The organism is Niallia tiangongensis (assembly GCF_044704065.1).
In the GTDB taxonomy this organism is placed as follows: domain Bacteria; phylum Bacillota; class Bacilli; order Bacillales; family Cytobacillaceae; genus Niallia; species Niallia tiangongensis.
In genome coordinates this window covers 4916717-4929382 of the sequence record NZ_CP162613.1, presented here as the reverse complement: position 1 = coordinate 4929382, position 12666 = coordinate 4916717, and the positions used below count along the sequence as shown (strand labels likewise).

At 37.9% G+C, this 12666-nt stretch carries 11 protein-coding genes and 1 pseudogene; all 12 read left to right on the top strand.

From position 1 onward, the window contains the following. The first annotated feature begins 308 nt into the window (after positions 1 to 308). Positions 309 to 1178 carry an ABC transporter permease gene (locus AB3U99_RS23320; protein WP_400248167.1) on the top strand — a complete coding sequence of 290 codons (870 nt, stop codon included), beginning with the start codon at positions 309 to 311 and terminating at the stop codon, positions 1176 to 1178. A gap of 22 nt (positions 1179 to 1200) precedes the next feature. Then, positions 1201 to 1881: a YesL family protein gene (locus tag AB3U99_RS23315; RefSeq protein WP_400244297.1), complete on the top strand. Its 681-nt coding sequence runs from the start codon at positions 1201 to 1203 to the stop codon at positions 1879 to 1881. Then, positions 1850 to 3346 (top strand): extracellular solute-binding protein, encoded by a 1497-nt coding sequence (locus AB3U99_RS23310; RefSeq protein ID WP_400244295.1) that lies wholly within the window; start codon positions 1850 to 1852, stop codon positions 3344 to 3346. The genes AB3U99_RS23315 and AB3U99_RS23310 overlap by 32 nt, the downstream gene beginning before the upstream one ends. Before the next feature lie 139 nt (positions 3347 to 3485). Then, a complete protein-coding gene (locus tag AB3U99_RS23305) occupies positions 3486 to 4607 on the top strand; it encodes a glycoside hydrolase family 105 protein (RefSeq protein ID WP_400244294.1) in 1122 nt (373 codons plus the stop codon). Between the two features lie 12 nt (positions 4608 to 4619). Beyond that, the gene (locus AB3U99_RS23300) at positions 4620 to 5951 is read left to right on the top strand and encodes a glycoside hydrolase family 28 protein (protein WP_400244292.1); all 1332 of its coding nucleotides are present in this window, start codon (positions 4620 to 4622) and stop codon (positions 5949 to 5951) included. Position 5952: 1 nt separating this feature from the next. Beyond that, positions 5953 to 6849: an alpha/beta hydrolase family protein gene (locus AB3U99_RS23295; protein ID WP_400244290.1), complete on the top strand. Its 897-nt coding sequence runs from the start codon at positions 5953 to 5955 to the stop codon at positions 6847 to 6849. Next, positions 6819 to 7754: a pectinesterase family protein gene (locus AB3U99_RS23290; protein ID WP_400244289.1), complete on the top strand. Its 936-nt coding sequence runs from the start codon at positions 6819 to 6821 to the stop codon at positions 7752 to 7754. The genes AB3U99_RS23295 and AB3U99_RS23290 overlap by 31 nt, the downstream gene beginning before the upstream one ends. A 16-nt stretch (positions 7755 to 7770) precedes the next feature. Next, the gene (locus AB3U99_RS23285; RefSeq protein WP_400244288.1) at positions 7771 to 8214 is read left to right on the top strand and encodes a hypothetical protein; all 444 of its coding nucleotides are present in this window, start codon (positions 7771 to 7773) and stop codon (positions 8212 to 8214) included. Continuing rightward, on the top strand, positions 8195 to 9763 hold the full coding sequence (locus AB3U99_RS23280) for a glycoside hydrolase family 43 protein (protein ID WP_400244286.1): 1569 nt from the start codon (positions 8195 to 8197) through the stop codon (positions 9761 to 9763). Before AB3U99_RS23285 ends, AB3U99_RS23280 begins: the two co-directional genes overlap by 20 nt. A gap of 663 nt (positions 9764 to 10426) precedes the next feature. After that, positions 10427 to 11701: a group II intron reverse transcriptase/maturase gene (gene ltrA, locus AB3U99_RS23275; protein WP_400244284.1), complete on the top strand. Its 1275-nt coding sequence runs from the start codon at positions 10427 to 10429 to the stop codon at positions 11699 to 11701. A 250-nt stretch (positions 11702 to 11951) separates the two neighbouring features. Continuing rightward, the gene (locus AB3U99_RS23270; protein ID WP_400244283.1) at positions 11952 to 12197 is read left to right on the top strand and encodes a hypothetical protein; all 246 of its coding nucleotides are present in this window, start codon (positions 11952 to 11954) and stop codon (positions 12195 to 12197) included. A gap of 11 nt (positions 12198 to 12208) precedes the next feature. Continuing rightward, positions 12209 to 12590, top strand: a pseudogene (locus AB3U99_RS23265) (insertion element protein); the annotation flags it as partial. Positions 12591 to 12666 lie beyond the last annotated feature (76 nt).

Here is a 12666-nt window from a genome sequence, read left to right as displayed (position 1 = left end):
CCTTTTGATTATTTATTGTATTAGAGAGATAGATAATCATATAGCAGATAAAGTTATCATTACATTGGGTTAAACAGAAAAAAGCTTGTGAAACACAAGGTTTGTAAGCGTTATCAAATAATGATTATATACGTAATTTCACTTTTTCAATATGCTTAAGGTAAGAATTTCAATACACACATAAAGTAAGGGGGTAAATAATGGAAAGTATTATTAAGCCTAGTGATCATCCAGTTCCTGAGCTAAATACGAAACAAAAAAAAAGGATTAGAAGACAGAAGACTTGGGCAGATGTCAAAAAAAACAAAATGCTTTATTTAATGATTTTCCCTGGCTTTCTCTATTTTATACTCTTTAAGTATTTGCCAATGGGCGGATTGATCGTTGCCTTTCAAGATTATCAGCCGTTTTTAGGAATTATGGGAAGTCCTTGGGCAGGGATGAAGCATTTTATCCGCTTATTTACAGAGCCTACCTTTTTCATGCTTTTAAGCAACACATTGATCTTGTTTGCCTTAAATATTTTCATTTTCTTTCCAATGCCCATCATTTTAGCGCTTATGTTAAATGAAGTGAAAAACAAATACTTTAAATCAAGCGTACAGACATTAATTTATATTCCTCACTTTATGTCCTGGGTAATTATTGTTTCCATTACATATGTCTTTTTAAATGTAGATGGTGGCTTAATTAACGAAATGCTGGCGGTAATTGGATTTGAGAAAGTAAGCTTTTTAACATCACCTGATTGGACGCGAACAGTTTATATGGCACAAGTTATATGGAAGGAACTTGGCTGGTCAACCATTATTTATATTGCTGCCATTACTGCTGTTGACACGCAATTATATGAAGCAGCAGAGATGGATGGAGCAGGTAGGTTAAGAAAAACATGGCATGTAACATTACCGGCAATCCGTCCAGTAATTATTACCTTACTTATTTTAAAAATCGGCAGCACTTTAGATTTAGGATTTGAACATATGTATCTATTATTAAATTCATTAAATAGAAGTGTTGCGGAAATATTTGATACGTATATTTATACGGCAGGTTTAAAGAATGGACAGTTAAGCTTTAGTACAGCTGTTGGTTTATTTAAGGGAATAGTAGGCTTAGTGTTAGTCATGCTTGCGAATAAATTAGCTAAAAAGTTTGGAGAGGACGGCGTTTATTAGGATATAGAAGGGGAGGGATATGATGTTAAAATCAGTGGAAAAAATAAATCAGATTTTTACAACGATACTAAAACTGGTATATATCAATTTCCTCTGGTGGTTCTTTACTTTATTAGGACTAGGGATATTGGGAGTTGGTCCCTCAACCTATGCTCTAGTTAGCATTATGAGGCAGTGGGTAAGAGGAAATACTAGTATCCCTACTTTTTCTTCTTATTGGAAGTACTATAAAGAGTCCTTTAAGGAATCCGTGATTATAAGCTGGATCTATGCACTAATCGGTTATGTGCTAGTGATTGACTTACTATATGTGTCAAATTGGTATTTGAAAGTTAGCATAGTGATCATTTCCCTTCTTTACTTTCTTTCAGCCGTTTATATCTTTCCGCTAATGGCTCACTATAATTGGAAGGGAATATTCTTTCGAATAAAAATGTCCTTTATCTTTGGTTTTTCTTGTTTACAGTATTCCTTGTTGTTGTTTGTTGTAATAGGTGCTCTTTATTGGGCGGCGATTACATTTTTTCCTGGGATTCTCACATTCTTCGGTGTTAGTTTCCTATTCTATGTGATTACTTGGACAGCCAATCAAGTGTTTACAAGAATGGAATTACAAAATGCAGAAGACGTAGAAGATACAACTTTATATCAAATTGCAAAGGAGCGTATAAATGAAAAAACTATCAAAGTTAGCCAGCGTTAGTTTTGCAGGTATGCTATTATTGGCAGGATGCAGTGGGGAAAAGGAGCAATCATCTGGAACATACGATGAAAATAGTAAAGCCGAAATAACTTGGTTAAATATTTTACACACAGCCTCTCCGCCAACAGATACTGTTTTAGATAAAATTGAAGAAAAAACAAATACGGAAATTAAATTTTCTTGGATTCCGGATGCTTCTAAGGAAGAACGAATTAATACAGCTTTAGCTTCTGATTCCTTAGCTGACATCATTACATTAACCATTATGGAAAACTCTTCCGTGCGTAATGCGTTAAAATCAGGAATGTTTTGGAATGTAGAAGACTACTTAGATGAATTTCCAAATCTTAAAGAAATCTCGGAAGATGTACGTGTTTCAGCATCTATTGAAGGAAAACTCTATGGAGTTCCATTTCAGAAGGATTTAGCTCGGAATGGTGTTGTTTTACGTAAAGATTGGCTTGATAACTTAGGCTTGGATCTACCTAAGACAGTGGATGAATTAATGACAATTTCGAAAGCGTTTACAGAAGACGACCCTGATGGTAATGGGAAAAATGATACAACAGGGTTTGCTGATCGAAGCGATTTAATATACGGTGCATTTAAAACATTGAGCTCTTACTATGGTACGCCAAACGTTTGGGATATGGATGGAAGTGGAAACTTTATTCCTGAATTCGAAACAGAAGGATATGTGGAAACAATGGATTATATGAAAGAGCTTTATGATAATAGCTGGATTAATAAAGACTTTGCAGTTACAGCGAAAACAGACCAACAGCAAAGCTTTGCACAAGGAAAAGCAGGAATTTATATTGGCGCACTTTTTGACGCGAAAAATCTGCAAACAATGGCAACTGGTATCCAAGATAATATGGAGCTAGCATTAGTTAATGATATGGTTTCAGATTCTAATCCAGAGCGTGCTATATGGGCTGCAAACAATGGAATTGGCGGATTATTAGCTTTCCCACGCTCAGAAGTAAAAGACGAAGCAGAATTAAAGCGAGTTCTCAAGTTTGTTAATGACTTATTAGATCCTGAAATATATACGTTGATGACCTATGGAATCGAGGATTTACATTATAAACTGACAGATGATGGAGCCTATGAAATTATTAATCAAGACTTATGGACACAGGAAGTTCAGCCATTCGCAGCATCCAGACCAAAGGAATCTGGATATGGGTTAAAGGACCCGAATCCTATTAAAGCTTTGGCTGATGAGATGATAGCGGAAAATGCTAATTATGCAGTATTGAATCCTGCGTATTCTTTAGAATCACCTACGAATACATCGCAGGGATCGGAATTGCAAAAGATTATTACAGATGCTACTTATCAGTATATATTAGGGGAAATTGATTTAGATGGTTTCAAAAAAGCTGTTAAAACGTGGGAAGATTCTGGCGGTAATACGATTAAAGAAGAGTACAAAGCAGCATATGAGCAAACGAAATAAGGGAGAAATAAATAAAACATATTAAAAAACGAGGTGAGAAGAAAGCAAATTTTAGCTAGACGCTCACCTTGAAAAATATTTGCGAGTAAGTAAAAAACTAGAGTAATAAAAAATCCACATAAAATGGGGGAATAAAAGGATGGCAGAAATGAGTTGGTCAGCTAGAACGGCTCTTTCCATCATGGAAAGACTTCCGCGCTTATATGAAGATAAAGGCTACAATAAAAAATGGTCCTATGATTATGGAGTTGTTCTTAGAGGATTTGAAAGCCTTTGGAAACGAACCGGAGATGAAAGGTACTTTCATTTTATAAAGGAAAATATGGACTGTTTTATCCAAGAAAATGGATCGATAAAGGGCTACGAGGTATCCGAATTTAATATCGACCATATTAATAACGGTAAAATATTATTTCAACTGTTTAAAGATACAGGCGAGGATAAATATCGGAAAGCCGCTGATTTGTTGAAGTCTCAATTAGAAAAACACCCAAGAACTTCTGAAGGTGTCTTTTGGCATAAACAAATTTATCCATACCAAATTTGGGCAGATGGATTATACATGGGAGCACCATTTTATGCACAATATCAAATGGAATACGAAGATGGAAAGGGTCTTGATGATATCCTTCATCAATTTAAAGTAAGCTATCACCATTTAGTAGATGAAAAGACAGGGCTTCTTTACCATGCTTGGGATGAGAAAAAGGTGCAACCGTGGGCGAATAAAGAGACTGGTTTATCGGAGAATTTTTGGGGAAGAGCAATAGGCTGGTATGTGGTAGCGCTAGTGGATACATTAGAAATTATCCCGGAAGATACACCTAATCGCTCTTTTTTAGAGAAAATATTAGCAGACACGTTAAGGGCATTATTAAAATATCAAGATGAGAAAAGTGGTGTATGGTATCAGGTCGTCGATAAGCAGGGGGAAAAAGGAAACTATTTAGAAGCATCTGCAAGCAGTATGTACGTTTGTGCAATAGCAAAAGGAATTCGCTTAGGTCATCTTAATAAAGAAGAATGGATAGAGCCATTAAAGAAAGGCTATCAAGGCTTATTAGAGGAATTTGTTTTGCTGACAAAAGAAGGCTGGGTTAATTTAAATAAAAATTGTCAGGTAGCAGGACTGGGAGGAGCAGACAAGCGAGATGGGACGTACACTTATTACATAAGTGAACCAATCATTTGTAATGACCAAAAGGGTTTAGGTGCATTTTTGCAGGCGTTAGTAGAAGTGGAGGAAGTAATTAACGAATAAGGAGATTGTAAAATGAATGATTACATCATCACCGAATTTGGTGCAAAAAGTGACGGAAATCTATGTACAGCATCTATTCAAAAAGCAATAGATACTGCATTTGAAAATGGCGGAGGTAAAGTCATTATTCCGCCAGGCGAATTTCTGACAGGTGCCCTTTTATTAAAAGATAATATGGAATTCCATTTGGCAGCAGGAGCAGAATTAACCTTCTCAGATGACCAAAAGGATTATTTCGTTGTCACATCTAGGTGGGAGGGAGTAGCTAGAGAGGTTTATGCTTCCTGTTTATATGCAGAGAATAGTCGCAACCTTTCCATTACAGGATTTGGAACAATCAATGGGAATGGGGAGAAATGGTGGCATATTTTTCGTAAGGAACGGGAGAAGCTTGCCTATCCTAGACCCAAGCTCATTAGTTTAGATGGATGTGAAAATATTACCATTAAAGATGTAACATTAATTAATTCTCCAAGCTGGACAATTAATCCAATTTGCTCTCAAAACATCACAATAGACAATCTTACAATCAAGAATCCCAAAGACTCTCCTAATACAGATGGAATTGACCCAGAATCTTGTTCTAATGTGAGAATTAGTAATTGTCATATCGATGTAGGGGATGATTGTATCGCAATCAAAGCAGGAACGGAAGACACTGCAGAACGAATAGCATGTGAAAATATTACGATTACAAATTGTACGATGGTTCACGGGCATGGAGGAGTCGTGCTTGGAAGTGAAATGAGTGGTGATATCCGGAACGTAACCATTAATAATTGCGTGTTTCAGGATACAGACCGTGGCATTCGGTTGAAATCGAGAAGAGGACGCGGAGGTGTGATAGAAGATATTCGTGTAGATAATATTGTAATGGACGGAGTTATTTGCCCATTCATTTTAAACCTTTATTACTTCTGTGGTCCAAAAGGGAAGGACAAATATGTTTGGGATAAAAATCCATATCCTGTAACAGTTGATACACCTAAGTTTAGACGGATACATTTTGCTAATATTACGGCCCGGAAAGTTCATGCCTCAGCTGGCTTTATCTATGGTCTTGCTGAGCAATATGTCTCAGAGCTTACCTTTAATCAAATTGATATCTCCTTGGCAGAGAATGCGATACCTGGAAAACCAGCAATGATGGCTGGAATAGAGGATATGAATAATCGCGGCTTCTATGTTGGCTTTGCAAAAGATGTACTATTTAATCGGATTACGATTGAAAATCATGAAGGGCCGGCTTTTTATCTGGAAAATTGTGAGGATATAGAGGTTATCTATTGCAAATCAAAAAATACAAAGAAGGAAGAAGCGCTTATTAAGGAAGTGAAGGCGTAAAGTGAGGGAGACACGTCAAAAGCTAATAGAACTATTAGGTGAATACCCAAAGTCAAACAACATTACAGCTCAATTAATTAAGACAGAAAAAAGAAAGAACTATATATTGGAAAGTCTTATTCTGCAGCTAAATGAGGAAGAGTCTGTCCCTGCCTATTTTGCCAAGCCTATCAATCAGAAAGAGCCACTAGCGACCGTTATTTTTAACCACTCGCATGGAGGGAACTTTGATCAGGGGAAAGAGGAGTTGCTAGAAAGCAGCAGCTACTTACAATCCCCTCCCTTTGTTGAGGCAATAACGGATTTAGGTTTTGCTGTTGGCTCCATTGATATGTGGGGATTTAATGAAAGAAAAGGGAAATTAGAAAGTGAATTGGTGAAAGAGATGCTTTTAGAAGGAAGGGCGCTTTGGGGAATGCGGATTTTTGATAATATTTCCTTCTTAGATTATCTTGTAAAACGACCAGATGTGGATAAGTCCAGAATAGCAACCATTGGAATGTCAATGGGCGGTTTAATGAGCTGGTGGCTTGCCGCACTAGATGAACGAATTAAAGTAACAGTCGATATTGCTGCACAGGTACACATCGAAACATTAAAGCAAAAACGTGGCTTAGATCATCATGGGTATTATTACTACGTACCAGGATTTTTGAAGCAATTCTCTACTTTGTTGGTGCAATCATTAATAGCACCAAGATATCGCCTTAGCTTAACTGGAAAAGACGACCGAATGTGTCCGATAGAAGGGGCCATTCTACTGGAGGAACAATTAGGTACTATTTATGAATCGTTTCATGCAAAGGATAATTGGGAAGGGTGTATTGTAACAGGTGGTCATCAAGAGACAAAGGAAATGAGGAAACGATGGGAAAGCTTCCTGCAGAAGCATTTGTGAAGAATCCGTTACAGTTTGTCATTGGAAAAAGTGAAAGTAGTGATTTTACGAGTATACAAGAAGCCCTCCATTATTGTTCAGGTATGGAAGAGGCTGTAACATTCCTTCTTTTAAGTGGTGATTATGAGGGAAATATCCTGCTCTATCAATCTAATAGGAAGTTCATTGGAATCGGAACTGTTCGAATCATTGGAAATAAACATGCTCGTCAAGTAGATGTAGAGGGAAAAGAAATAGGAACCTTTCAAACAGCCACACTTTTTATCAATGCAGAAAATATATGGATAGAGAATGTGGAAATTATAAATAATGCTGGACCTGGTGAAACGGTAGGGCAGGCAGTGGCACTCTACAATGAAGGGAACAAAATAGTCTTTAAAAGTAGTTCCTTTAAAGGATTTCAAGATACTATTTGCCTTGGACCTTTGCCATCAGCGCAAAAGGACGGTTCTCCATTTTCAACCCCTGAGATGAAGCACGAATATCCAAATAAGCGAATATCCTTTATTCATTGTTATATAGAAGGGACAGTGGATTTTATCTTTGGTGGGGGAGAAGGCCTGTTTGAAAACTGTGAATTGAAATCCCTTAAGCGTCCAGCTGATCAGCCAGGGTATATAACGGCAGCAAGTACACCAAAAGGAAAAATTGGATTCTCTTTTTCACATTGCTATGTAACAGCAGAATCTAATGTAGAGAATGTTTATTTGGGCCGACCTTGGAGACCTTATGCGAAGGTTACTTTTTCTCAATGTAGAATGGGTGCTCATATTCATCCAGATAGATGGGACGATTGGGGACGGAAGGAGAACCGAGAAACCGTAACATATAAGGAAAAAGACAACGTATATGAACAAATGGATTTGATAAAAAAGTTAGATTGGATTCAGATAGAACCCAAGTAGAAAGGGACGGAAGAACATGAAGCGTAAATGGGAAGTAAGCATTGGTATGGTGGGTGTTATTTTCTGTATCATCTTTTTAGGAGGGTTTTCTTTAACGATGACCTCTATGGATCAAGAGACCTATAAAGAAACGGTATTTCCGATTCTTCAAGAGGGGGTTTCTATCAGTCATGTAAATGATAGCTTGGAAGCAATGAATGCTTTGGCGATATGGTTCGGTATTACTTTGTTACTTGTACTAGTTCTCGTATTGGTTGCGACGGCTTTCATTTGGAAAGAACGTTTTCCAAAGTGGGCTGCTATACTCTATCTGTTTGCTGGACTCTCAACCTTAATCGGTACCCAATTTATTGCCTTTCCCATTGCGTTTCTTTTTTTCCTAGCAGCAGCTTTCTGTTTATTTCGAAAAGTAGCTAGCTCTACAAAGAGAGGAGAACATTATGTACCGAACTCCCATTAAAAACCCGATATTGAGAGGGTTTAATCCAGACCCCAATATAATAAGAGTAGAGGATACCTATTTTATAGCAGTATCTTCCTTCGAATGGTTACCAGGTATTCGTATCTATAAGTCTTCCAATCTCGTGAATTGGGAGCATGAAACGGATGTACTAACCGACCAAGTAGATTTAAGAGGAAATCCGCAAAACGGCAGTATATGGGCTCCACAAATTAGCTATTCTGATGGGATATTCTATCTTATTTATACAGATGTAAAAAGTACGAAGAGGCCATTTAAGGACTCTCATAACTATTTGATTACCGCCCCCACGATAAATGGCCCTTGGTCAGAACCTGTTTATTTAAATAGCAGTGGTTTTGATCCATCTTTATTTCATGATAAAGATGGGCGTAAGTGGCTGCTCAATGAGATATGGGATTATCGCATGACAACTGGAAATAAATCGGCAGGGATTGTGATGCAAGAATTTAATCCAACTAAAAAAGCGTTAATCGGTCCTGTATATAAAATTTTTGATGGAACAGAATTAGCTAAAACCGAAGCGCCCCATCTCTACCACTATGGAGATTACTACTATTTAATAACGGCAGAGGGAGGGACTGGAAAAGGTCATTCTGTTACGGTTTGCCGTTCAAAAGAAATAATGGGTCCATATGAATTAGACCCGAAAAATCCAATGCTGACAGCCAGTGATAAACCAGAATCACTCCTTCAATGTTCAGGTCATGGAAGTATCGTGCAGACACCACTTGGAAATTGGTATATGGTTTATTTAGCAACTCGCCCCTTGCAAAAAAAGGCAGCCATTCTAGGAAGAGAAACAGCAATAGAAGAAGTTTACTGGACAAAAGATGGCTGGATTAGACTGGTAACAGGGGAAAACGGTCCTAGTTTGTTAACAGAAATTATAACAGAGGAACCGGTAGCTCTTAAAAAGGATACTAATTTTGAGGATGATTTTACAGGTCCATTAAAAAAAGAGTGGAACACGTTGCGAATCTTAGCAGATGAATCTTGGTGTGATTTAACAAGTAGGAAAGGCTATTTACGTATGTTTTCAGGTGAATCCATTCAATCTCTTTTCGAGCATCATCTATTAGCAATCCGACAAAAGGACTTTCACTTTTCTGCAGAAACAAAAGTTGAATTTCATCCTACTACCTATAACCAAATGGCCGGACTCATGCTTTATTTAAACGATACTAATTATCTTTATGCTTACATAACCTTTGATGAAGAACAAGGTCGTGTTATCCGGTTTATGCGGTGTGAACAAGGAGTGTTTCAATTAGAGCCAAGTATCATCCCTATTACATCAAAAGAAGTATATTTAAAAGTTATTGGGGATGGTGCAATAGGAAATTTCTATTTCCGGTCAGACCAAGAGGAAGATTGGCAAGAAATAGGAACCAGTCAAGACCTGTTGTTTTTAGCAGGAGGTTTTACAGGTAATTTCATTGGTATAGGTGTCCACGATATGGATAAAAAAGCAGCCTCCCACGCCGACTTTGCTTACTTCCGATATGAGGGATTGGATAGTTATTAAACCGTCCTAATAGGTGAAGTAAGAAGATTAATTAAATCAAAAAACGGACACCCTTGAGGTAACGGGTTCCGATAAGGGAGAGAAACACTACAATTAGAGCATCAATTGGCAGACTAATTCGCATTGCGATTTGGTCTGCTTTTTTATGTGCGCCAGGCATGGCGACTATCTAGGTGGTGAAAGTCCACTGTGGAGGTACACATCAACTAACCACTAGAGAAGCGCAAGGTACTTATCGCGAGGTAAGGGCTGAAGGAAGCGTGTATCAAAATCTTGGCTCGACGAATAGAAATCTGATACTAAGGCTTGGTAGGAGGATAAGGCTACATAACAAGTCAAAGTCCTAAAAGGTGTGCGTAATCCTACGGAGTAAATCAGGCGAGTAAAAGAGGAAAGATAGTTGTCTTACCCTGGGAGATCTCACGGACAGCTCAGGAGTCCCCTATTAAGAAAGCTGGTCGAAAAAGGTTTATCGTGAGAAGTCAGCCGAAGCCATAGTAGTGAGAAATCACGAAGGGCTGAACAATTTATAGTGTTTCTACACCATGAATGCACGGAAGATATACTTCAGAATGTGTTAATGAGGAAAGTATGAGCGTATCTCAGAGGATACTCAAAAGAGAAGTGTCTTACCGTCACGTGAGAGGAAAGGGAGAAACGAGTGTGGAACTTTTAGAAGAAATCTTAAGCAACCAAAATATGAATCAGGCTTATAAGCGCGTATATCGGAATAAAGGTGCAAGCGGAATAGATGGAGTGAGTGTGGAGGAACTGAAGGAATATCTTAAAGAACATAAAGATGAACTTCGCTCTCAAATCCGTAAAAGAAAATACCAACCAGCACCCGCACTACGAGTAGAAATCCCAAAAGAAAACGGGAAAAAGCGCAAATTAGGAATCCCAACGGTTGTCGACCGAGTGGTACAACAAGCAATCAGTCAGAAATTGAGTCCAATCTTTGAAAAGCAATTCAGCGAATACAGCTATGGTTTCCGACCGGGAAGAAATTGTGAGATGGCAATCATTCAAGCATTAGAGTACGTAAATGACGGACATGAATGGTTAGTAGACATTGACCTAGAGCGATTCTTTGATACTGTTCATCACGATAAATTAATGAAAATCATCTCCCAAACAATCAAAGATGGGGATGTCATTTCCCTAATTAGGAAATATCTCGTCAGTGGCGTGATGGTGGGTGGTAAATATGAAGACACGCCAGTTGGAACACCACAAGGAGGCAACCTTAGCCCCCTTCTAAGCAACATTATGTTGAACGAGTTGGACAAGGAATTAGAAGCAAGGGGATTGCGTTTCGTTAGATACGCAGATGATAGCCTTATCTTCGTTAAAAGCGAAAAAGCAGCGAATAGGGTACTTACTTCTATCTCAAAATTCATCGAAAAGAAATTAGGGTTAAAGGTGAATCTGGAAAAGAGCAGAAACGCACGTCCAAGTAAAACGAAATTTCTGGGATTTGGGTTTTATTATGATTCTACCAAACAGAAGTTTCAACCTAAGCCACATGAAAAGTCGATTCGGAAATTTCAAAGGAAACTGCGACAGCTTACGAAACGAAATTGGAGCATCTCATTAGATGTCAGAATCGTAAAGCTAAAACAGGTCATCTTCGGCTGGGTTAACTACTTCAAGATAGCCAATATGAAGAAAATCCTTGGCTCCATAGACGCAAAAGTCCGCTCCAGAATTCGGGTAATCATTTGGAAACAGTGGAAGAACAACAAGAAGAGAATTAAATCTCTTGTTCAACTTGGCATTCCGAAGGAAGAAGCCAAAGGCCTAACATATTGTAGGAAAGGTTACCGATTCATTGGCCTATCGAAAGTTATACACAAAGCCTTGTCTAACAAGCGACTAAGGCAAAGGGGAATCCCCTTTGCCTTAGAACGATACGTAAAAGTACACACTGAAATATAAGTTGAACCGCCGTATACGGAACCGTACGTACGGTGGTGTGAGAGGGGCGGAAAGTTCTTAACTTTTCCCTCTACTCGATTGTCAAATAAACGTTTATGATGAATTAACATTGGAAATAACTGTACTATTAGCATATGAATTTTTAATAGGACAATAGTTGTTGTCCACTGTTAAAATGTTGTGCTAAAATTACTGCTAAAAGATATGTTAAAAGGATGGTTATTTTAAAGAAAGGAATTGAAATAATCCGATGAAGAAATTCAACTATATAAAGCCTAAAAACCTTAATTCAGAGCGAGTGAATTGGGTTATCTCAGAACAAACAAGAAACATTGTAGCTGCGTTTTCGGAGTACAGTGAATATACCGAAAGTGAAGTTGTAGATGAATTCTTAAAGAACATCCTTACTGACGAAGAGTTTGTTGATTGGGCTATGAAAAAACGAAATAATAAGCGATTGCTTAAACAACTTGGGTTAGAAGAAATGGAGGTTTAATGGTTGGCTCGGAAAACCATCATAAATGGGCGGAAACCCCAATTGAACACCCGATACCAACAAGGGACAAAGGATTCTATTATGTGGACTGTAAAACGGATTTATCTTCTTTAGAGCCAAAGGAAATTGCCAATCTCGTATTGAATGTAAGTGACTATTCAACGAACAATTTTATGCAACAAATTCGCAGAAGACTGTCGATATTAGAAAGACCGCTTGTTACAGCAAGAGGCGATGGTAAAAGTTATATCCATGCACACAGTATGCTTTAACCATCCTTCGTACCTTTTATAACTTTTGTGAAGCCTTGAGGGTGAAAAGCGTACCCCTGCACAAAGATTAGGGATTACTGAAAGGATTTTTCAAATTAACGATATACTTTATCTAAGGTAAATCATCCTGTTTAATGACAGGGTGATTTTTTATAAAAAATAAAGCCAAATGAATTTATTGTCCGTCTAATAGGTGA

Bases quoted from the DNA above. Each gene is read 5' to 3' on its own strand.
- AB3U99_RS23300 (WP_400244292.1), top strand. From the start codon at position 4,620: ATGAATGATTACATCATCACCGAATTTGGTGCAAAAAGTGACGGAAAT.
- AB3U99_RS23315 (WP_400244297.1), top strand. From the start codon at position 1,201: ATGTTAAAATCAGTGGAAAAAATAAATCAGATTTTTACAACGATACTA.
- AB3U99_RS23270 (WP_400244283.1), top strand. From the start codon at position 11,952: ATGAAGAAATTCAACTATATAAAGCCTAAAAACCTTAATTCAGAGCGA.
- AB3U99_RS23285 (WP_400244288.1), top strand. From the start codon at position 7,771: ATGAAGCGTAAATGGGAAGTAAGCATTGGTATGGTGGGTGTTATTTTC.
- AB3U99_RS23305 (WP_400244294.1), top strand. From the start codon at position 3,486: ATGGCAGAAATGAGTTGGTCAGCTAGAACGGCTCTTTCCATCATGGAA.
- AB3U99_RS23280 (WP_400244286.1), top strand. From the start codon at position 8,195: ATGTACCGAACTCCCATTAAAAACCCGATATTGAGAGGGTTTAATCCA.
- AB3U99_RS23320 (WP_400248167.1), top strand. From the start codon at position 309: ATGCTTTATTTAATGATTTTCCCTGGCTTTCTCTATTTTATACTCTTT.
- AB3U99_RS23290 (WP_400244289.1), top strand. From the start codon at position 6,819: ATGGGAAAGCTTCCTGCAGAAGCATTTGTGAAGAATCCGTTACAGTTT.
- AB3U99_RS23310 (WP_400244295.1), top strand. From the start codon at position 1,850: ATGAAAAAACTATCAAAGTTAGCCAGCGTTAGTTTTGCAGGTATGCTA.